The organism is Acidisoma sp. S159, from assembly GCF_009766125.1.
GTDB lineage: Bacteria > Pseudomonadota > Alphaproteobacteria > Acetobacterales > Acetobacteraceae > Acidisoma.
The window spans coordinates 93,621-112,998 of record NZ_LMUG01000002.1 but is presented as its reverse complement, the minus strand read 5'-3'; the positions used below and the strand labels follow the sequence as shown (position 1 = coordinate 112,998).

Below are 19,378 nucleotides of genomic sequence, written 5' to 3'. Positions count from 1 at the left end.
AAAACGGGAGAACGGTGCGATGGCGGATTATTCGATCTGGGTTATGGAATACGCCTATATGCCGACGGCGCCGATTACCGGCATCGTCTACGGCGCGCATAACCAGGGCACGCGGAAAATGCCCTATGGCTATGTCCTCATCAAAGGCCAGGGCACGACGGTCCTGGTGGATGTCGGCTACGACCATCACGCCTATGGCGAGACGCTAGGCAAGCTGTTCAACGTCCATGGCTGGCAGCCCGCCGATGTGGTGCTGAAGGAAGCGGGCGTGAAGCCGGAGGAGGTCGAGCACATCGTGCTCACCCACGCCCATTTCGACCACGCCGGCAATACTCACGCCTTCCCGAACGCCAAGTTCTATATCCAGGAGCGTGAGCTCTCGAAATGGATCTGGGCGATGGCGCTGGACCGGAAATTCCGCTGGCTCAATGTCGCGACCGATCCCGCCGATATCATGCGGATCGTTGATCTGGCGCGCCAGGGCCGCCTCGTGGCACTCGATGGCGACCGCGAGAACTTCCTGCCGAACATCGATATCCGCTCGGCGCCGGATACCCATACCTGGGGCTGCCAATATGTCGCCGTCCGCAACGATGGCGCGACCAAGAGCGAGGATACCTGGGTGCTGGCCGGCGATCTGGTCTACAGCTACCAGAACATGACCAGCCAGACACCGGACGACCCGTATTACGTGCCGGTCGGCCTCGCCATGGTCAGCCACACCAATCTGCTCTTCGCGACCGATGCGATGATCAAAGAGGCTGGCGGAGACTACAAGCGCGTCGTTCCGATCCATGACGAGGAGGTCAGAAACCTCTTCCCGTCACGAATCATCAAGGAAACCGGCCTGCGAATCAGCGAGATCGCGCTGGCTGATGGCGCGGTAAGTCTCGTCTCCTAAGTCTCTGCTGCCGGTCTACCAGCGGTTGACCGGCAGCAGAAGGATCTCGGCGATCTGCATCTGCGGCGGTTGATCCAATGCGAAAAGCACCGACCTCGCGACATCCGCGGGGTCGAGTGCCATGCGATACTGCTCGAAATACGCACGTTCGGCCTCGCGGTCGCCACGATAGCGTTTGACGATGATGTCGGTCCGGGTAAGGCCGGGCTGAATTTCCGTGATGCGGAGGCCGGTTTCCGCGAGATCGGCACGCAGCATTTCCGTGAAAGCCTTGGCGCCGGCCTTGCTGGCCGTGTAGGCGGCCATATCAGGCACCATCCGCACCGCGCTCACCGAAGTAATATTGACGATATCGCCGGCGTCACGCTTCACCATCGCCGGGATGACGCTGCGGGTGACGCGCATCATGCCTTTCAGGTTGGTGTCGATGATGCTGGCCCAGTCATCGGCCGAGCCCTGGTCGAAACGCGTGCGGCCGCCAACATCATGGCCCGCATTATTGACGAGTGTATGGAGCGGCAGGAATTCCGCGGGAATGCGATCGAGCAGGCTATCCACGGCGGCGGCATCCGTGACGTCCAGGGCGAGTGGCAGAACCTTGGGGCCTAAGCTGTCGGCCAGGATCTTCGCGGCGGCGGCATCGAAATCCCCGATGATGACCCTCTCGCCACGCGCGGCCAGTGCCTGAACGATCGCGCGGCCAATTCCGCCGGCTCCGCCTGTGACGAGTGTGCTACCCTCAAGCCGGCTGGACATGGCAATTCCTCCTGCGACGATTTATTTTCATGAGGATAGACTTTCGCTCTGCCGGAATGGCCTATTGTCGTGACTATAGCTGCTATGCCAGCCCACGCTATTTCTGGCCGCGTGACGCTGTGCGTACAGTCGCTCAACCATAATGGAACAGGGGGAGGGACCAGCGACGGAGTCGCCGGTCCATCGGTAATGCGAGCACCTACAGGAAAATGAGGGCCTTAGCAGGCCGCTTCAAGGTTACGCAGGAGGGCATCGTCTTCGCGCTGGCCTGTGTCCTTTTCCTGGGCTTCGCCGCGAGCCTGCATGGCTTCCTAACCTCCGGCAATATCATCGCTTTGGTCCGCAGCGTTTCGATCCTGGGCATGCTTGGTCTGGGCATGGGCCTCGTCGTGATCGGGCGGGGGATCGATCTTGCGATGATCGCCACGATGGTGGTCGCGGTTTCTTGGGCTTTCTCCCTGGCACAGACCGGGATGAACTTCGACCTTGCTTTGCTGGTCGGCGCGGGGTTCGTCATTGTCGTCGGCTGTATCACGGGAATCCTCGTGGCCTACGCCGATGTTCCGGCGATTTTTACGACGCTTGCCATGGGCCTCGCGGTCTATGGCGTGGGGCGCGCGTATTTCTTCAAGATCGACGTGCAGAACGTGCCCGACAATGCCGGCTGGTTCTCCTTCCTCGGCGTCGGCCGTGTGTTGGGCGTGCCGGTGCCGATCATCGCTTTCGCCATATTGGCGGCCATGGTCTATTTGCTCCTGCGCTGGACGCGCTTTGGCCGCTTCGTCTATGCGATCGGGGACAATCTGCTAGCCGCCCGTATCGCTGGCATTCCAGTCCGCAACCTCATCGTCGCGCAATATGTCGTCACCGGCCTGATCGCCTATGCGGCCGGGCTGGTAATGGCCGCATCCGTCGCCAGCATGAGCACGCGGATTTACAATTCGACGATGATCTATGACGTGCTGCTCGTCGTCGTGCTTGGCGGCGTGAGCCTCAGCGGGGGGCGGGGCAATGTACGCAGCGTGCTTGTCGGCACGCTTCTGGTTGGCGTGTTGCTGGATGGAATGACCATCCTCAACGTCTCCTATACCGAGCAAAATCTGGTCAAGAGCATCATCCTGCTGCTGGCACTGATTGCCGACAGCGTCATAAACCCCCGTGACGAGCAAACCGCGCAGCAGCAACAGGGCGATATCTGACGCGGCGCTGCAGCCCGCTCCGGTTCAACATCACTCGCTCCAACAATAAGAATAGGAGGATCCCATGCTTCGCCTCATCGCCTTCGTGCTGAGCGCCTTCTTCGCGATCAGCACGGCCTATGCGCAGGATGTCGGGCTGTCGAATGCGGCTCGCCGTGCGCCCTATTACGATGGCCTCAAGGGCAAGACTGTGGTCTTCGTGCCGCTTGCCATGGGCTTCGACCTGACGGAAGGCTGGGCCGCCATCATGCGTCGCCAGGCCGCTGATCTCGGCTACAAGTTCGAAATCCGCGACCCGAATTGGAGTACCGATGCCGGAACACGAGCGCTCACCTCGCTGATCGCGCAAAAGCCGGACCTCGTCATTGTCCATAACCCAGACGTGCAGTCCTATTCACGGCCGATCAAGCGTCTGGAGCAGGCTGGGATCAAGGTGCTGCAGGTCAATCTGGAATCCTCGCTCGCCACGGATTCCTATGTCGGCGCCGATTGGGTGAAGGTGGGTTATGTCGAGGCGGATGCGCTGGTGAAGCAATGCGGTCCCGGCACCTCCGGCAAGGTCGCCATCATGCAGGGCGTGCCGACGGCGGCCTCCAACCTCTATGAGCTCTTCGCCTATCACGACGTCTTCGGGAAGCATCCCAACATGAAGATCGTCTCCGAGCAGGCCGCGAACTACGATCCGGCCAAGGAACGCGCGATCATGGAGACGGTTCTGCAACAGAACCCGGATCTCTGCGGTGTCGTCGGCAATTGGGACAACCAGGATGTCGGTGCCGGCGCGGCTATCCAGCAGGCCGGCAAGACCGGAAAAGTCTATGTCGTGACCTCGGGCGGCGGCACCAAGGATGGCTGTGACAATATCCGCAAAGGCCTGCTCGATATGACCGTGAGCTACAATGTGCCGCTGCAGGGCGATATCCTCAACCAGCAGATTGTTGAGCTGTTGCTCTCTCCCGCCAAGGCCGGAACCGTCAAGAATACCTACTACACGCCGCTGACGATCCTCACGAAGGACAACCTAACGCCGCGCAATTGCTGGTCGCTGAGCGAGCTGAAATAGCCACCGGCTCATGCCCCAGAACGAGACCCTTGCGCGCCTGCGCTACCGCTATCTCCCCGACCATCTGGTCGGGGAGTTGCTGTCCAAGCGGTGGATCGACAACGCCATTCCGTTCATCGCGCTGATCGCGGTGATCGTTGTTTTCGGCGCGATCACGCCGGATTTCTTCGCACTCTCGAATCTGTCCGATCTCGGCCGTCAGATCGCCGAATTCGGGCTGGTTGTTCTGGGTCTTGCGATCGTCGTTATCTCGGGCGGCATCGATCTCTCCGTCGGTGCGGTCTTTTCGCTGTCCGTGTTGTTCGCACTGCTTGGTATCAACGTGTTGGGCTGGCCTATTCCGGTTGTCTGGGTCGCGACCCTGGCAATGGGCGCGGTCTGCGGCGCGTTGAATGGCTTCCTCGTCGGCTACATGCGGTTGCGCGCCTTCCTGACGACACTCGTCACACTCATCATCTTTCGCTCGATCTACGAGCTGGTTTTCCTCCATTTCTCGACCGCGCTGGTTTCCGGAAATGTCGATTCCGATCTGTGGGACTTTCTTGGTGCCGGCGCGGTCTTCGCCATTCCCTTTTCGCTGATCCTTTCGGTGGTCATCGCCATCGGCTGGCATATCGTGCTGTCGCGGATGCGGCCAGGGTGGCGATTGACGGCGGTCGGTGGCGCACGGCGGTCAGCCTATAATGCCGGCATCAATGTTCGCCGCACGGTGTTCTTTGCCTATGTGTGGTCGAGCGGGCTTTGTGCGCTGGCGGGGTTTCTGTTCGCCGCCCGGCTTGGCAGCACCGGTTCCGATACCGGCATCGGGTTGGAGGTCTCCGCGCTGACGGCCGTGGTGCTAGGTGGCAATTCGCTCGGCGGCGGGCGCGGCTCTGTCTCCAAGGCCATCATGGGCGCGTTGCTGGTGCTCATTCTGACCAATAGCCTCATCAACTTCGGCGTTACCGGGCCGGTGACTTCGATGATTCTGGGCTGCGTCCTGATCGGTGCGGTTTTCATCGATATGCGCTGGCTGAAGAACCGCGAGAAATGGCTGTCGAAGATCTACGTGTCTCCGGCCTATCTCACGCTGCCGCCGCCGCCGCGTACCACGGATCCCGGCTCGCCCTATGCGCTGAACGACAAGCTTCGCAACGTCGAGATTATCGGTCTCGGCGTGATCGAGGGTCCGGAAGACGTGATTCTCGACCGCGCCGACAACCTCTATTGCGGCACGCGCCAAGGCGACATCGTGCGCTTCTTCGGCCCGGACCATAAGCGGCACGAGGTTTTCGCGCATATCGGCGGCCATCCTTTGGGCATGGCTTTCGACCGAGCAGGCAATCTTCTCGTCTGTATCGGCGGCATGGGGCTATATCAGGTTTCGCCCGACAAAGTGGTGAGTAAGCTCACCGACGAGACCAACCGCAGCCTGCTCTCGGTCGTCGATGATTCGCGCCTGCGTCTGGCCGATGATCTCGATATCGCGCCGGACGGACGGGTCTATTTCAGCGAGGCGACGATCCGCTACGAGCAGGAGGATTGGGCGACCGACGCGCTGGAAAGCCGCGGCAATGGGCGAATGATTTGCTACAATCCGCGCAACGGGAGCACGCGTACCGAGATCCACAAGCTGGTTTTCGCCAATGGCGTCGTCATGGCGTCCGACGGCCAGTCTTTCCTTTTCGCCGAGAGCTGGACCTGTTCGATCAGCCGCTACTGGTTCGATGGGCCTAAAAAGGGCAAGCGCGAGCCGGTTCTGGCGAATCTTCCTGGCTATCCCGACAACATCAACCGATCGTCGGATGGCAATTACTGGGCGGCGCTGCTAGGGATGCGGACCCCCGCGCTCGATCTCGCGCTATCCATGCCAGGTTTCCGCCGCCGCATGGCGCGGCGTGTGGCGCCCGATCTTTGGCTATATCCGAATATCAATACGGGCTGCGTCATCCGCTTCAACGAACGTGGCGATATTCTCGAAAGCCTGTGGGATTTAGGTGGTGAGAACCATCCCATGATCACCTCGATGCGCGAGCACAGGGGCTATCTCTATCTCGGCGGCGTCTCGAACAACCGTATCGGGCGCTACAAGATTCCGGGCGCGGATCCGAATTGGTGCGCGCAGGATGCCTATTGGGGGGCGCCCTCGTGATCGGAGCTTTGCACCGGGCCTACGCGTCATTTCGTGGCTTCGACACGACCGGAACCGCAGTGCCCGCGATGGATGGTCCCCTCACGCCCAATACGCAGCTGGATCAAGCGCCGATCCTGGGCCGCTTTCCTCGCCTCGACAATCTTCTCACGACGCCAGATGGGCTGATCGGATCGCAGGGTTCGGAGATCGTGTCGCTGGCCGCCGGTGACTTAGGTTGGACCTCACGCATCATCCGCACCTGTCCGAAGCCGGTAAGTTTTCTCGCGGTTGGCCCGAGCGGTGTGCTCGCGGTGGGACAGGACGGGGGGGGTGTGCTGCTGGTTGGTGGTCGGCACGACGGGAGGATGCTGATTGAGGTGGAAGGAGAACGGCTGAATTGTCCGACCGCCGGTGCTTTTCTCGGTGCGGATACATTGATCCTCGCGAATGGCTCCGCGATGCTGCCCGCCGCCGAGTGGAAGCGCGACCTCATGACCAAGGGTGCCAGCGGCAAACTCTGGCGTATTCCATTGACTGACAGCGGGAAGCCGATCGCTTTGGCCTCGGGTCTCTGCTTCCCCTCTGGCGTGGTACTGGGGGCGGATAGCGCGGTTTTCGTGTCGGAGGCTTGGCGGCACCGGGTCGTCATGCTGCAGGCTGCGCGGGCGACGCCGATTGTGACCGCGCTCGGCAAGCTTCCCGCCTATCCGGGTCGCATCTTGGCAGCGCAGGGTGGTGGCTTCTGGCTCGCGATGTTCGCACCGCGCAACCAGCTCGTGGAGTTTGTGCTGAAAGAGACGGCCTATCGCGACCGCATGATCGACACCATCGACACCGATCTCTGGATCGCGCCAGCGCTTTTCAGCGGCGTTACTTTTCTGGAACCGATCCAAGGTGGCGCACGCAAGAAGCTGAACACTCTGAAGCCGTGGTCGCCGTCCTGGTCCTATGGCCTCGTCGTGCGCTGCGATGAACGCATGCGGCCCATCGCGAGCTACCACAGCCGCGCGGATGGCCGGGTGCATGGGGTGACGTCTCTCGCGGAGCATGGTGACACGTTGATGGTCGGTGCGCAGGGCTCGGGCGTTCTGGTCGGACTGCCGCGCGACCCGCTTTTGAGCGGCTATCCCGCATGACGAAGGTTCTGGAACTGCGACGTGCCACGAAAGAGTTCAGGGGCGTTCCCGCCATCCGCAACATTGATTTCAATGTCGAGGCCGGTGAAATTCACGCGATCGTCGGCGAGAATGGCGCTGGGAAATCGACGCTGACGAAGATCCTCGCCGGCGTCTACCAGTTAAGTTCTGGCGAGATGCTGATCGACGGCGCGGCCGTCACGCTTGCCTCGCCATCGGAGGCAAAGCAGCGCGGAGTCGCGATGGTGTTTCAGGAAACCAACCTCGTGCCGTCGATGACGGTGGCACAGAACATCTATCTCGGCGAGGAGAAGATCTTCAACCGGCTGCGCGGTCTCTATATCCAAGCGCAACGCTTCCTGCTGTCGCTGAATTTCTACGTCGATCCCATGGCGCTGGTCTCGTCGCTGGGCGCTGCCAAAAAGCAGATGGTCGAAATCGCGCGCGCGGTGCATCACGAAGCCCGGCTCATCATCTTTGATGAGCCGACCGCGAGCCTAACACCCGAGGAGAAGTTTCACTTCTTCAATCTTGTACGTCGCCTCAAGGACAGCGGCACCTCCATCATTTTCATCAGCCACGCTCTGGAAGAAGCGCTTCTCCTGTCGGACCGCATCACCATCCTGCGCGATGGGGAGCTTGTGGTGACGGACGCTACCGCCAATTTCGACCGCGAGCGTATCGTGCAGGGCATGGTGGGCCGCACCCTGTCGCATGAGCTTTACGACCAGGACAAGCCGCGGCGTGCCCGAGCCTATGGCGAGAGGGTATTGAGTGTGCAGAACCTGTCCATGGGCAGCATCGTCCGAAACACATCGTTTTCGATCTACGCGGGGCAGATCACAGGGTTTTTCGGCTTGGTCGGCGCCGGTCGTACTGAGACGATGAAGATCGTAAGCGGCGTGCTGAAGCGCGACTTCTTCCATGGCGGCTCCATTGAACTCGGCAACCGCCTCGTTCGCTACAGAACGCCACGGCCGGCGATCCTCGACGGCATCGTCTATGTTACTGAGGACCGCAAAGTGGAAGGCTTCTTCGAGACCATGTCGATCGCGGAGAATATCCAGATCGGCAATCTTGCGCGCGGTCTTAATCCGCTCGCTGTGGTTTCGATGACGGAGGCGCGGACTCTCGCCAAGCAATGGACCGAGCGGCTTGGTGTGCGAGCGATCGATGCGAGTGCGAAGATCATCGAGCTTTCGGGCGGTAATCAGCAGAAGGTCGTCATTGCCAAGGCCGCTGTCCAGGAACCCAAGGTCATCATCTTCGATGAGCCCACACGCGGTGTCGATGTCGGCGCGATTGCCGAGATCCACCGCTTCATCAATTCGCTGGCCGATCGCGGTATCGCCGTGGTCGTGATCTCATCCTATCTTCCAGAGATCATGGCACTTTCCGACCGCGTGCTGGTCGCTCGGCAAGGCCGGGTGGTTGAGGAACTGGATATCGCCCAGGCGACCGAGGAACGCATCATGTTCGCCGCAGTGCACTAGGCGTTCGTAGGTTTAGTCACTGAGGCACCTCATGCTGGGCTATGCCAAGCATGAGGTGCAAGTGCGGACCAGGTCAGGGCGGTCTTAGTGCCCGTAAGCCTTGTCCCAAACAACGTGACTGTACGCGCCGACCGGCTGTTTCGTGATCACCGGATCCGTCTTGTCGCTCATCAGAACATCAACCGTGCGCGCGTAGTCGGCCTCGTTCAGATAGCCAGCTTTGGCCTTGTCGGTTCCAAGAAGCTCGGCCACCGACTTCATCATGTGAGTCTGATGCGCGGCGTCGAGCACACCCGCTGTGTCATTCGCCATGACAATCTTGACGGCTTCCTCGGGATGGGCGGCGGCATACTCCCAGCCCTGCATCGACGCTTTCACGAACCGCGCGAGCGCATCCACTTTTGTCGGATCCTTGAGCTCTGCATCCGAGGTATAAAGCCCATCCTCCAGCATCGCGACGCCTTCGTTCTGATATTTAAATACCAACAGTTGCTCGGGCGTCATGCCGGCCTCGATGAGCTGCCAGTATTCATTGTAGGTCATCGTCGAGATGCAGGCAGCCTGCTTCTGCAACAGCGGCTGAACGTTGAAGCCCTGCTTAAGGACGGTGACATCTGGGTTCGATCCCTCAGTCGTGTAGCCGAGCTTTCCCATCCAGGCGAGGAAGGGATATTGGTTGCCGGCAAACCACACGCCCAGCGTCTTTCCCTTGAAATCGGCGGGCTTGGTGATGCCGCTATCTTTCCGGCAGGTGAGTTCCAGTCCCGCATTCTCGAAAACCTGAGCGATATTCACTAACGGAACGCCTTTCTCCCGCGCCGCCAAGGCATCAGGCATCCAATCGACGATGACATCCGCGCCACCTGCCGCGATCACCTGCGACGGGTTGATGTCCGGCCCGCCCGGCTTGATTGTGACGTCTAGATTGGCCGCCTTGTAGTAGCCCTCGGCCGCCGCGACGTAGTAGCCGGCGAATTGCGCCTGCGTGACCCATTTGAGTTGCAAGGTCAGATGGTCCGCGGCCTGTGCCTGGGCGGCGAGGCCCAGTGCCATGACGCCTGCGAGAAGGATTTTCTTCATCGAACGATCTCCTTGAACTCAGCTTGGGTTGCGGAAGGACGGGTGCCAGAACGTGACCGCCCGCTCGGCCAGCGCGAGTAGCGCGAAGGATAGCGAACCGGTCAGCGCGGCGATGGTGATGGTGGCCCAGACGACATCGAGGTTGAGGCTGGCGGCGGCGGTGGAGATGCGGAATCCCATGCCGAAAACCGGCGAACCGAAGAACTCCGCGACGACGGCGCCGATCAGCGCCAACGTCGAATTCAACTTGAGTGCGGTAAAGATATGCGGCAGCGCCGCCGGCAACCGCAGTTTCAGGAGTGTCAGCCAGTAGCCGGCCGCGTAGCTCGTCATGAGGTCGCGCTCCAGCGCGCCGCTTTCGGCGAGGCCGGCCGTGGTGTTCACCAGCATCGGAAAGATTGTCATGGCGACGACAACAGCGGCTTTGGACTGCCAGCCGAAGCCGAACCACATCACCGCAATGGGTGCGACACCGACAATGGGCATCGCGCTGATAAGACCGCCAAGCGGCAGCAATCCGCGCTTGAGGAAAGCCGAGCGGTCGATCGCGAGCGCCGCCAAAAAGCCCAAGCCACAGCCGATCACGTAGCCGGGAATGACGGAACGCACGAAGGTCTGCACGAAATCGCGCCGCAACATCGCGGTGTGCGAAAACAAGGCAGAGACGACTTCCGTCGGCGCGGGCAAGAGGATGCGTGGAATATGGAAGCCCATGACGGCGGCTTGCCAAAGCCAGATCAGCAACAGTCCGAAAATCGCCGGTGTCGCTAGCCGGGCGGTGCGTGTGTCGGATCGCGATAGCCGGGCCATCGCCCAGAGTGCCGCGATCGTGAGGAGAAGGCTGACGAGTGCGATCGTCATAGCCGTCCGCCTCGCCAGGCGCGCAATCCGGCTTCGGCTAGCGCCGTCACACCAAGAAGGCTCGCCGAAAGCAGAGCCGCCATCACCAACGTCGCCCAGATCATGAGCGTCTGACCGTAGTAGCTTCCGGCCAGCAGCCGCGCGCCAAGGCCCGCTTGCGCGCCCGTCGGCAATTCCGCGACAATCGCGCCCATGACGGAGAGTGCCACGGAAACGCGCAGTGCGGGGAACAGGAAAGCGACGGAGGCGGGGAGGCGGAGCTTGGCGAAGACCTGCTGGCCCGAGGCTGAATAGGTGCGCATGAGGTCGAACTGAATGCTGTCCGGCGCGCGCAGCCCTGTGACCATGCCGACAACGATGGGGAAGAAGGCGAGATAGCCGGAGATCGCGGCTTTCGGTGGTAGTCCGCTCAAACCAAGGTTTCCAAGCACCACAACAACCATAGGCGCGATCGCGAGGATCGGGATGGTCTGGCTAGCGATGACCCACGGCATCAGCGAACGGTCGAGCACGCGGAAATGCACGATGCCGACAGCGATCGCGACACCCAGCACAATCGCGAAGGCAAGTCCGACGAGCGCCGCCTCTGCGGTTACACCTGCGTGATAGAGCAGATTGCGCGGCGAGGTGACCGGCCAGCCGAAAACGCTGGTTCCTAATGTGGCCGCGACCTGGTCCGGCCGTGGCAGCAGCGCGGTGCCGATGATGGCGGAGATCGCGTACCAAAGCACAACGGCCGCGACAGCGACAACGAATACGGGAAAGGCCGTGTCGACTGCGCGTCGCAGGCCGCTCTGCTCACGCGTCATGAGTTTCGGCCGCTGCCGCCGGGGGTGAGAGCTTTTGCTGAACTAGTCATAGGAATGTCCCGCCCTCAACGCCTCCCGCACCCGGTGAGCGACGCGCAAGAATTCCGCGCTCTCGCGCATGTCGAGATCGCGCTCGGCGGGAAGGTCGCTTTCGATGATCTCGATAACGCGGCCGGGGCGCGGCGACATCACGACGATGCGCGTGGACAGAAAAACCGCCTCGGGAATGGAATGCGTCACGAAAACGCAGGTGAGGCCGGAGCGGCGCCAAAGTTCGTGCAAGTGCAGGTTCAAGCCGTCGCGCGTGATTTCATCCAGCGCACCAAAAGGCTCATCCATCAGCAGTAGCGCGGGCTCGAAGCTGAGTGCCCGTGCGATGGAGGCGCGTTGCTGCATGCCGCCGGAAAGCTGCCAGGGAAACTTCCGCGCGAAATCGCCAAGACCGACGAGGCCCAGGTAATGCGCGGCCCGGCGGCGTTGCTCGGCTTTCGGCAGGCCCATGATTTCCAGAGGCAGCATCACGTTCCGCTCGACGCTGCGCCAAGGGTAGAGGGCCGGCGCCTGGAACACGTAGCCGTAGCTGCGGGCGCGTCGCGCATCGCCGGGAGTCATGCCGTTGACCATCAGACTGCCGCGGCTCGGCGGCACGAGATCGGCGACGGCACGCAGCAGCGTGGTTTTGCCACAGCCCGAAGGGCCAATCAGCGACACGAAGTCGCCACGCGTGAAACTCAGGGAAACATCCGACAGCGCGACCATGCTGCCGAAGTCGATCGAGAGGTCCCGCGCGACGACGACAGGCGCGGCAGGGGCGGATTGCGGCGGCGGAGAGCGGGCGGCGACTTCGGCCTCGCTCACCGATCGCGTGGCCCGTAGAGCCGCGCATCGGTGTCGAGCACGGCCGCAAGCAGGACGTTGGCGCCCGCCGCGACGTCCCCGGGCTCCGCCTTTTCCAGCTCGTTGTGGCTGATGCCTTTTTCACACGGCACGAAGATCATCGTGGTTGGTGCGACCCGCGCGATATAGGCCGCGTCATGTCCAGCGCCGGAAGTGATGCGGCGCGAGGAATAGCCGAGCGCCTCCGACGCGGCGGCGACCGAGGATACGCAGGCTTCGTCGAAATGCACCGCGGGCGAATCCCAGATGCGGTCGAAGGTAAAGGTGATGCGGGTGCCGGCGACTGTTTCGTCCAGGGCATGCCGGAGGTCGGCTTCCATCGCCGCGACCACGGTATCCTGCGGGTGGCGCAGGTCGATCGAGAAGAACACTTCGCCCGGAATAACGTTGCGGCTATTCGGACGAGCCTCGATCAGGCCGACGGTCGCCACAGCATCAGGCGCATGAGCGAGCCCGACCGATTGCACCGCCGCGATCATGCGCGCAGTCGCGACCAGCGCATCCTGGCGCAGATGCATCGGCGTGCTGCCCGCGTGGCAATCCATGCCCGTCACCGTCACCTCATACCAGCGCATGCCCTGCACGCCGGTGACGATTCCGATCGTGCGTTCCTCGGCCTCCAGTATGGGACCTTGCTCGATATGCAGCTCGAAGAAGGCGCCGAGTTTACGGGCGCCGCAGGGTTCGTCGCCCTTGTAGCCGATGCGGATAAGTTCATCGCCGAAACGCTTGCCCTCGCGATCCTCGCGGTCATAGGCGTAGTCCGGCGTGAAGGCACCCGCGAAAACACCGGAAGACAGCATGGCGGGGGCGAAGCGAGAGCCTTCCTCGTTGGTCCAGTTGATGACCTCGAGCGGCGCATTCGTCTCGACACCCGCATCATTGAGGCTGCGCAGCACTTCCAGACCCGACAGCACACCGATGACGCCATCGAATTTGCCGCCGGTCGGCTGGGTATCGAGATGACTCCCCATGGCGATGGGCGGCAGGCTATTGTCCCGCCCTGGGCGCCGTGCGCTGATATTCCCAAGCGTGTCGATGCTGACGCTGCAGCCGGCGTTCTCGCAGCGGGCGACGAACCAGTTCCGCACCTCGCGATCCAGATCGGTCAGCGTCAGCCGCTTGATGCCACCCTTTTCGGTGGCGCCGATCGCCGCCGTTTCCATGATGCTGGCCCAGAGCCGGTCGGCATCGATGCGAAGATTACCGGCGCCTACACTGGTCATACCGAGGCGACTTCCGGCTTGGCGCGCATCGGATTGCTCGGATGGTTCGTCCAGGTGAGTTTCGGCCGGTCGCTATATTCCGGAACCATCGTGATGCAGCCTTCGACGGGGCAGATGTGATGGCACAGGTTGCAACCGACGCATTCCGCGTCGATCACCTCATAGGCGCGGTTGGTGCCCTTGGCATAAGCGGCGATGGCCTGATGCGCGGTATCCTCGCAGGCGATATGACACAGCCCACAACCGATGCAGAGGTCGGGATCGATATGCGCGACGGTACGCCAGTCGAGATTTAGGTCTTGCCAATGCACGTAATTCGGAATCGCGCGACCCTGGAAGGCGCGCAGGTCCTCGTAACCTTTCTCGTCCATCCAATTCGACAAACCATCGACCATATCGTCGATGATGCGAAAGCCGTGATGCATCGCGGCGGTGCAGACCTGGACGGAACCGGCGCCCAACGCGATGAATTCCGCCGCGTCGCGCCAGGTGGAGACGCCGCCGATGCCGGAGATCGGCAACCCGGCGGTTTCCCCGTCGCGGGCGATATCGCCCACCATCCGCAACGCGATCGGCTTGACCGCTGGTCCGCAATAGCCGCCATGGGTGCCGAGGCCGTCCACCACCGGCGTCGGCGCCATGAGGTCGAGATCGACCGAGACGATCGATTGCACCGTGTTGATGAGCGATACGGCATCCGCGCCACCGCGCTTCGCGGCGCGCGCCGGTTGCAGAATGTCGCTGATATTCGGTGTGAGTTTCACGATCACCGGCAAGCGCGAGTATTGCTTGCACCAGCGCGTGACCATCTCGACGTATTCGGGAACCTGCCCGACCGCCGCGCCCATGCCGCGCTCCGACATGCCATGCGGACAGCCGAAATTCAGTTCGAGTCCGTCGGCACCGGTATCCTCGACACGAGCGAGTATCGCTTTCCAGCTGTCTTCCTCGCAGGGCACCATGAGACTCACGATCAGCGCGCGATCCGGCCAGTCGCGCTTGACCTCCTTGATCTCCTGCAAATTCAGTTCGAGCGGCCGGTCGGTGATGAGTTCGATATTGTTCATCCCAGCCAGCCTCTGGCCATTGTAAGATACGCCGCCATAACGGCTGCTCACATTCACGACCGGCGGATCTTCGCCCAGCGTCTTCCAAACTACGCCGCCCCAGCCCGCGCGAAATGCGCGCACCACGTTATAGGCTTTGTCGGTCGGCGGGGCGGAGGCGAGCCAGAAAGGATTGGGCGAGCGGATGCCGGCGAAGTTGGTGCGAAGATCAGCCACGGTCGGTCACTCCCTCGGCGAGGAATGCAGCAATCCCACGCGCCGCACGCTTGCCGTCCTCGACCGCTTGCACCGTCAAATCATGGCCTTCGACGCAATCTCCGCCAGCGAAAACACCCGGAATGGAGGTTTGCCGCTTGACGGGGTCGATGACGATGCGCCCGGAATTGATGTCTGGCGCGATGTCGTGAAACTCCTGCTGGAAGTTCTGTCCCACGGCCTTTAGAACCATATCGGCCTCCAGGCTGAACTGCGCGCCCGTCGGTTGCAAGCCGCCGCCTACCGAGGGCGCCATCCGCGCAAACGTCACGCGCTGCACGTGATCTTCGCCCTCGAAGCCAACCGGCGCGGCCCAGAAGCGGAAAGCGACGTTGTTGGTTTGCGCCCAATCCTGTTCCGCCGTCGTCGCCGACATCTCCGCGCGGCCGCGACGATAGACTAGTGTGACGACCTCGGCGCCGAGACGTTTCGCCTGGGTCGCCGCGTCGATCGCGGTATTGCCGCCGCCGATCACCACGACACGGCGCCCCACCGGCACAGTCGCGAAATCGCCGGACTGACGAAGCGCCGCGATGAAATCCACGGCGTTCATAATGCCGGGCAAGCTCTCGGCCTCCAGCGCGAGTGATTTTACGCCCGCCTGTCCGATGCCGAGAAAAACCGCATCATATTCCACACGCAGTTGCGACAAATGCAGGTCGCGTCCGAGTGTCCGCTCGTTGACGATCGTGATTCCGCCAATGTCGAGCACGAATTCAACCTCGCGGGCGGCGAAGTCATCGGCCATCTTATAGGCGGCGATCCCGAATTCGTTGAGGCCACCGGGCTTCGGCCGGCTCTCGAAAATTGTGACGTCGTGGCCCTGGCGCGCCAAGGCATGCGCGCAGGAAAGACCGGCGGGTCCGGCGCCCACCACGGCAACGTGCCGGCCTGTCTCGGCGGGGCGCGTAAATGGATGCGCCGCCTGCGCGAAAACGTGATCGGTGGCGACCCGCTGCAGCGCACCAATTTCGACTGGCTTGCCCTGCTGCGCCGTGCGCACACAGGCACCCTCGCAAAGAATTTCCGTCGGGCAAACACGCGCGCAAGTTCCACCGAGAATATTCGCGTCGAGGATGCGCTGGCCAGCCCCAGTCATATTTCCGGTGACGATACCCCGGATGAAGCCTGGGATGTCGATCGCGGTCGGGCAGGCCGTCACGCAAGGGGCATCGTGGCAGAAATAGCAACGTTCCGCCTCGACTTTGGCGGCGTCATGGGAGAGGGGGGGGTGGAGGTCGGCGAAGGCATGGGCCAGCGCCTCGCGAGACAAGGGGGAGGGGGCGAAATCGGCACTTGGTGCCTCGTCAATCGCCTCGCTCATGCGTCTACCTCGCTGTAACCTGGATACAAGCTTGACCCGATCCTGAGCAGGTGTTCAGCTTGCCTATATCTGCGGCACTGGTCAGGCACAAGTGGATTGACCTCGTGACAAGCGTCCGGCGTGACCGAGAAAGGGCAGCGAGCCATGAGTTCAGACAGCGGAATAGTCATTCGGGGCGGCACGGTCGTCACTGCCGAGCGCAGCTACCGGGCGGATGTTTATTGCACTGCGGGACAGATCGTGGCGATCGGTGCCGATCTTGATGTGCCGACCGACGCGCAGATCGTCGATGCGGGCGACGCCTTGGTGATGCCGGGCGGTATCGATCCGCATACTCATATGGAGTTGCCCTTCATGGGCACGGTCGCGACGGAGGATTTCTTTTCCGGCACAGCCGCGGGCCTTGCAGGCGGCACCACGATGATCATCGATTTCGTAATTCCCGGACCGCAGGACAGCCCGCTCGACGCTTACCGCACCTGGCGCGGCTGGGCGGAAAAGGCAGCGGCGGACTACAGCTTTCACGTCGCCGTCACCTCGTGGTCGGATCGCGTGCGGGAGGAGATGGGCGAACTCACGCGCAACCATGGCGTGAACAGCTTCAAGCATTTCATGGCGTATAAGGGCGCAATCATGGTCGATGATGGCGTGCTGCTGAACAGCTTTTCGCGCGCGCTCGAACTTGGCGCTATTTGCAGTGTTCATGCCGAGAATGGTGATGCGGTGTACCACCTGCAGCGCCGGCTGCTGGCGGAGGGTATCACCGGCCCCGAGGGCCACGCGCTGTCGCGGCCTCCGGCGCTCGAAGGCGAGGCGGCGGAACGCGCGATCTCATTGGCGCAGGTCGTTGGCGCGCCACTCTATATCGTGCATGTCTCGACGGCGGAGGCGACCGCCGCCATCGCCCGCGCTCGCGCGGCGGGCCATCGCGTCTATGGCGAGGTTCTCGCTCAGCATCTGGTGATCGATGAGAGCGTCTATCGTGATCCGGATTTCGCCACGGCCGCCGCCCATGTGATGAGCCCGCCCTTCCGTCCCAGACACCACCAGACAGCGCTATGGGGTGCACTTTCCTCCGGCGGCTTGCAGACCACGGCGACGGACCATTGCTGCTTCTGCGCGCCCCAGAAGGCCGCCGGACGGGATGACTTCACTCTGATCCCCAATGGCACCGGCGGGATCGAGGACCGGATGAGCGTGCTGTGGCATCATGGCGTAGGGAGCGGGCGTCTCACGCCGTCGGATTTTGTGCGGATTACTTCGACCGCAACGGCGCAGATCTTCAACATCTTCCCGCGCAAGGGTGCGGTGGCTTTAGGGGCGGATGCCGATCTCGTGGTGTGGGATCCGGCGGCGCGCCGCACCATCTCCGCCCGCACCCATCACCAGAACGTCGATTTCAACGTCTACGAGGGGATGGAGGTTCAGGGCGCCGCCCGGCATACGCTCGCCGCCGGGCGGCTGGTCTATACGAATGGCGAATTGCGGGCCGAGCGCGGTGCGGGGCGCTACATCGACCGGCCCTGCTTCGCCCCGTTCATCAAGGCAATCGCGACGCGCAACCGGGAGACGGCGCCGGAAGCGGTCCGCCGTGGGTAAAATCGGCGACGCGTCCCTGCCTTCCTCGCCGCAATACGGCTGGGAGACACGGATCCGCGCCGCTGCGGACGTCGGCTCAATAGCCCTGATAGTAGGGGGCGGGCGCCGGGGCGTAGTAAGGGGCAGGCTGCACGACATACGGCGCAGGCTGCACCAGGATCTGCGGCACGACGACCTGGTTGCCATAGGACACCATGCACTGCGCATAGGCGTTGTCATACTGGCCCTGGATGCCGCCCTGCTGGCTCGCAGAATTGCCTGCTCCGAGCCCGGTGCCTACGGCCGCACCGCTGGCAGCGCCGATCGCCGCACCGCTGCCGCCGCCGACCGCCGCGCCTAACCCAGCCCCGAGCAGCGTGCCCACCACGGCGGTGCCGGCACCGATCGTATTGGCGTGCTCCGCCTCGCCCTGAACCTGGCCTGCGGCGTAGTTCTTGCAGTAGGCCTGCTCCGTCGCGAATTGCTGGAACGGCTTGTCCTTCGCGGGCACGATCTGCACCGTGGGACCCAAAGGCGTGCTCGCGCAGCCGGCGAGCAGGAGGGCAACCCCTGTCGCGGTCAAGGCGGCCATTGCGGCGATTGGACGTCTCATCACTTTTCCCTCAGAACGCGTCTGTAGAGCCCTTTAAACACAAGGTTATACGGTCCGTCTCGAAGAATGTCGCACGCAGGGGTTGCCGGCGCGCGTTGCGCCGGGTTCCCTCGGTCACGCCCGCCGCGCACGCCCTCTGATGTCGAGCCGCCGCCGCTGGACGGGTGGCGCCGATCTCCACCGGCGGGCCAAGTATCGATTTCACAAGTTTGTTGTAGAATAGAGACGAACCTGAGGCGTAACGTTTGGTTGCGGGCGGCCGTGAAAATCTGCTGTCCGTGACTGAAATTATGCAAATGACGCCAGGGCAAAACCAATTATGGCCTCGCCACTTCGCAACGGGTTGAGGCGCGCCTTGCGCCGGTCGCCGAGGCAAGAAGGACCGCGGAGTCGCGTCGGGCGCGGACGAGGCAGCACTCGATGTGAGCGACGCACATTTTGTTAAACGAAACGTAACGAATCTGTTTCAGGTAAATTACTTTCTTGACCGCCACTGTAAATTTCCTATAAGTTCCGATACCGAAACTTGCTTGGAGCCCCTCCGCTCAGGACCATTTTTTGAATTTAAATGTCATTTCGATATCATTTTGTCGTGGTTTAGCTGCACATTCAAAAGAGCACGTTCTGTGCCGTCAATTGCGGAGGATATAGTGGCGACACGCGAGGGGATTTTATGTTCAGATTCTGGTCTGGTTTTTTGTACACAGATCAGAAACATGCGGAAGGCCTATTCAGCTGACCTCTCGCTGCGTCAGATTGCGATCCTCTTGATTTGCAGTTCGTCGACACAGGGATTGACCGGTAGCCAGCTTGCATTGGAGCTCAACCTGACACCCTCCGTCGTTGCACGAGCGGTAGCGCGCATGGTGTCGTGCGCGCTCCTGGTGCGGGTTATTGAGCGGGATCGCGGCGGCCTCGACCTGATCTTCGCCTCGTCCCGTGGGCGGGATTTCGCGCGAAAGGCGGCGCTGGAAACGCCGATCTAGGCCGGAGCGGTCGCGGCGGCA

Annotated in this window: 17 protein-coding genes; 8 read left to right on the top strand and 9 right to left on the bottom strand. The window is 62.2% G+C overall.

Annotated features, from left to right (window positions below; genetic code table 11):
• Nucleotides 1-19 precede the first annotated feature (19 nt).
• Complete coding sequence (locus GSQ92_RS00740) at nt 20-901, top strand: N-acyl homoserine lactonase family protein (protein WP_158800982.1); 882 nt, start codon at nt 20-22, stop codon at nt 899-901.
• 15 nt (nt 902-916) lie between these two features.
• Here the strand turns inward: GSQ92_RS00740 and GSQ92_RS00735 are convergent, their stop codons facing one another.
• Nucleotides 917-1,657, bottom strand: coding sequence for an SDR family oxidoreductase (locus GSQ92_RS00735; RefSeq protein WP_158800981.1), 741 nt, complete (start codon nt 1,655-1,657; stop codon nt 917-919).
• A gap of 209 nt (nt 1,658-1,866) precedes the next feature.
• On the opposite strand from GSQ92_RS00735, the gene GSQ92_RS00730 reads away from it, so the two are divergent.
• From GSQ92_RS00730 to GSQ92_RS00710, 5 genes are all read left to right on the top strand, one after another.
• On the top strand, nt 1,867-2,856 hold the full coding sequence (locus tag GSQ92_RS00730) for an ABC transporter permease (protein ID WP_158800980.1): 990 nt from the start codon (nt 1,867-1,869) through the stop codon (nt 2,854-2,856).
• Between the two features lie 64 nt (nt 2,857-2,920).
• Nucleotides 2,921-3,919: a sugar ABC transporter substrate-binding protein gene (locus tag GSQ92_RS00725; protein ID WP_158800979.1), complete on the top strand. Its 999-nt coding sequence runs from the start codon at nt 2,921-2,923 to the stop codon at nt 3,917-3,919.
• 10 nt (nt 3,920-3,929) lie between these two features.
• On the top strand, nt 3,930-6,050 hold the full coding sequence (locus GSQ92_RS00720) for an ABC transporter permease subunit (protein ID WP_159012822.1): 2,121 nt from the start codon (nt 3,930-3,932) through the stop codon (nt 6,048-6,050).
• Nucleotides 6,032-7,168, top strand: a complete 1,137-nt coding sequence (locus GSQ92_RS00715) for a hypothetical protein (protein ID WP_159012821.1) — start codon at nt 6,032-6,034, stop codon at nt 7,166-7,168. The genes GSQ92_RS00720 and GSQ92_RS00715 overlap by 19 nt, the downstream gene beginning before the upstream one ends.
• On the top strand, nt 7,165-8,661 hold the full coding sequence (locus GSQ92_RS00710; protein ID WP_159012820.1) for a sugar ABC transporter ATP-binding protein: 1,497 nt from the start codon (nt 7,165-7,167) through the stop codon (nt 8,659-8,661). The genes GSQ92_RS00715 and GSQ92_RS00710 overlap by 4 nt, the downstream gene beginning before the upstream one ends.
• 84 nt (nt 8,662-8,745) lie before the next feature.
• Here the strand turns inward: GSQ92_RS00710 and GSQ92_RS00705 are convergent, their stop codons facing one another.
• From GSQ92_RS00705 to GSQ92_RS00675, 7 genes are all read right to left on the bottom strand, one after another.
• A complete protein-coding gene (locus GSQ92_RS00705; RefSeq protein ID WP_159012819.1) occupies nt 8,746-9,741 on the bottom strand; it encodes an ABC transporter substrate-binding protein in 996 nt (331 codons plus the stop codon).
• 18 nt (nt 9,742-9,759) lie between these two features.
• Entirely contained in the window at nt 9,760-10,602 is an 843-nt protein-coding gene (locus GSQ92_RS00700; RefSeq protein WP_159012818.1) for an ABC transporter permease, read from the bottom strand.
• Nucleotides 10,599-11,411, bottom strand: coding sequence for an ABC transporter permease (locus GSQ92_RS00695; RefSeq protein WP_158800974.1), 813 nt, complete (start codon nt 11,409-11,411; stop codon nt 10,599-10,601). Before GSQ92_RS00695 ends, GSQ92_RS00700 begins: the two co-directional genes overlap by 4 nt.
• A 42-nt stretch (nt 11,412-11,453) precedes the next feature.
• The gene (locus GSQ92_RS00690; RefSeq protein WP_159012862.1) at nt 11,454-12,170 is read right to left on the bottom strand and encodes an ABC transporter ATP-binding protein; all 717 of its coding nucleotides are present in this window, start codon (nt 12,168-12,170) and stop codon (nt 11,454-11,456) included.
• Between the two features lie 95 nt (nt 12,171-12,265).
• Nucleotides 12,266-13,534, bottom strand: a complete 1,269-nt coding sequence (locus tag GSQ92_RS00685; protein WP_158800973.1) for a Zn-dependent hydrolase — start codon at nt 13,532-13,534, stop codon at nt 12,266-12,268.
• Nucleotides 13,531-14,817, bottom strand: coding sequence for an NAD-dependent dihydropyrimidine dehydrogenase subunit PreA (gene preA, locus GSQ92_RS00680; RefSeq protein ID WP_158800972.1), 1,287 nt, complete (start codon nt 14,815-14,817; stop codon nt 13,531-13,533). Before preA ends, GSQ92_RS00685 begins: the two co-directional genes overlap by 4 nt.
• Nucleotides 14,810-16,180 (bottom strand): NAD(P)-dependent oxidoreductase, encoded by a 1,371-nt coding sequence (locus GSQ92_RS00675; protein WP_158800971.1) that lies wholly within the window; start codon nt 16,178-16,180, stop codon nt 14,810-14,812. Before GSQ92_RS00675 ends, preA begins: the two co-directional genes overlap by 8 nt.
• A gap of 144 nt (nt 16,181-16,324) precedes the next feature.
• On the opposite strand from GSQ92_RS00675, the gene hydA reads away from it, so the two are divergent.
• Nucleotides 16,325-17,779, top strand: a complete 1,455-nt coding sequence (hydA, locus tag GSQ92_RS00670) for a dihydropyrimidinase (protein ID WP_158800970.1) — start codon at nt 16,325-16,327, stop codon at nt 17,777-17,779.
• A 76-nt stretch (nt 17,780-17,855) separates the two neighbouring features.
• Here the strand turns inward: hydA and GSQ92_RS00665 are convergent, their stop codons facing one another.
• A complete protein-coding gene (locus GSQ92_RS00665; protein WP_254065446.1) occupies nt 17,856-18,371 on the bottom strand; it encodes a glycine zipper family protein in 516 nt (171 codons plus the stop codon).
• Nucleotides 18,372-19,021: 650 nt separating this feature from the next.
• On the opposite strand from GSQ92_RS00665, the gene GSQ92_RS00660 reads away from it, so the two are divergent.
• Nucleotides 19,022-19,357 carry a helix-turn-helix domain-containing protein gene (locus tag GSQ92_RS00660; protein ID WP_158800969.1) on the top strand — a complete coding sequence of 112 codons (336 nt, stop codon included), beginning with the start codon at nt 19,022-19,024 and terminating at the stop codon, nt 19,355-19,357.
• Nucleotides 19,358-19,378 lie beyond the last annotated feature (21 nt).

Coding starts and splice junctions, on each gene's coding strand:
- GSQ92_RS00730 (WP_158800980.1), top strand. CDS start 1,867: ATGAGGGCCTTAGCAGGCCGCTTCAAGGTTACGCAGGAGGGCATCGTC.
- GSQ92_RS00665 (WP_254065446.1), bottom strand. CDS start 18,371: ATGAGACGTCCAATCGCCGCAATGGCCGCCTTGACCGCGACAGGGGTT.
- GSQ92_RS00710 (WP_159012820.1), top strand. CDS start 7,165: ATGACGAAGGTTCTGGAACTGCGACGTGCCACGAAAGAGTTCAGGGGC.
- GSQ92_RS00720 (WP_159012822.1), top strand. CDS start 3,930: ATGCCCCAGAACGAGACCCTTGCGCGCCTGCGCTACCGCTATCTCCCC.
- GSQ92_RS00685 (WP_158800973.1), bottom strand. CDS start 13,534: ATGACCAGTGTAGGCGCCGGTAATCTTCGCATCGATGCCGACCGGCTC.
- GSQ92_RS00675 (WP_158800971.1), bottom strand. CDS start 16,180: ATGAGCGAGGCGATTGACGAGGCACCAAGTGCCGATTTCGCCCCCTCC.
- GSQ92_RS00700 (WP_159012818.1), bottom strand. CDS start 10,602: ATGACGATCGCACTCGTCAGCCTTCTCCTCACGATCGCGGCACTCTGG.
- GSQ92_RS00735 (WP_158800981.1), bottom strand. CDS start 1,657: ATGTCCAGCCGGCTTGAGGGTAGCACACTCGTCACAGGCGGAGCCGGC.
- GSQ92_RS00690 (WP_159012862.1), bottom strand. CDS start 12,170: ATGGTCGCGCTGTCGGATGTTTCCCTGAGTTTCACGCGTGGCGACTTC.
- hydA (WP_158800970.1), top strand. CDS start 16,325: ATGAGTTCAGACAGCGGAATAGTCATTCGGGGCGGCACGGTCGTCACT.
- GSQ92_RS00725 (WP_158800979.1), top strand. CDS start 2,921: ATGCTTCGCCTCATCGCCTTCGTGCTGAGCGCCTTCTTCGCGATCAGC.
- GSQ92_RS00705 (WP_159012819.1), bottom strand. CDS start 9,741: ATGAAGAAAATCCTTCTCGCAGGCGTCATGGCACTGGGCCTCGCCGCC.
- GSQ92_RS00740 (WP_158800982.1), top strand. CDS start 20: ATGGCGGATTATTCGATCTGGGTTATGGAATACGCCTATATGCCGACG.
- GSQ92_RS00695 (WP_158800974.1), bottom strand. CDS start 11,411: ATGACGCGTGAGCAGAGCGGCCTGCGACGCGCAGTCGACACGGCCTTT.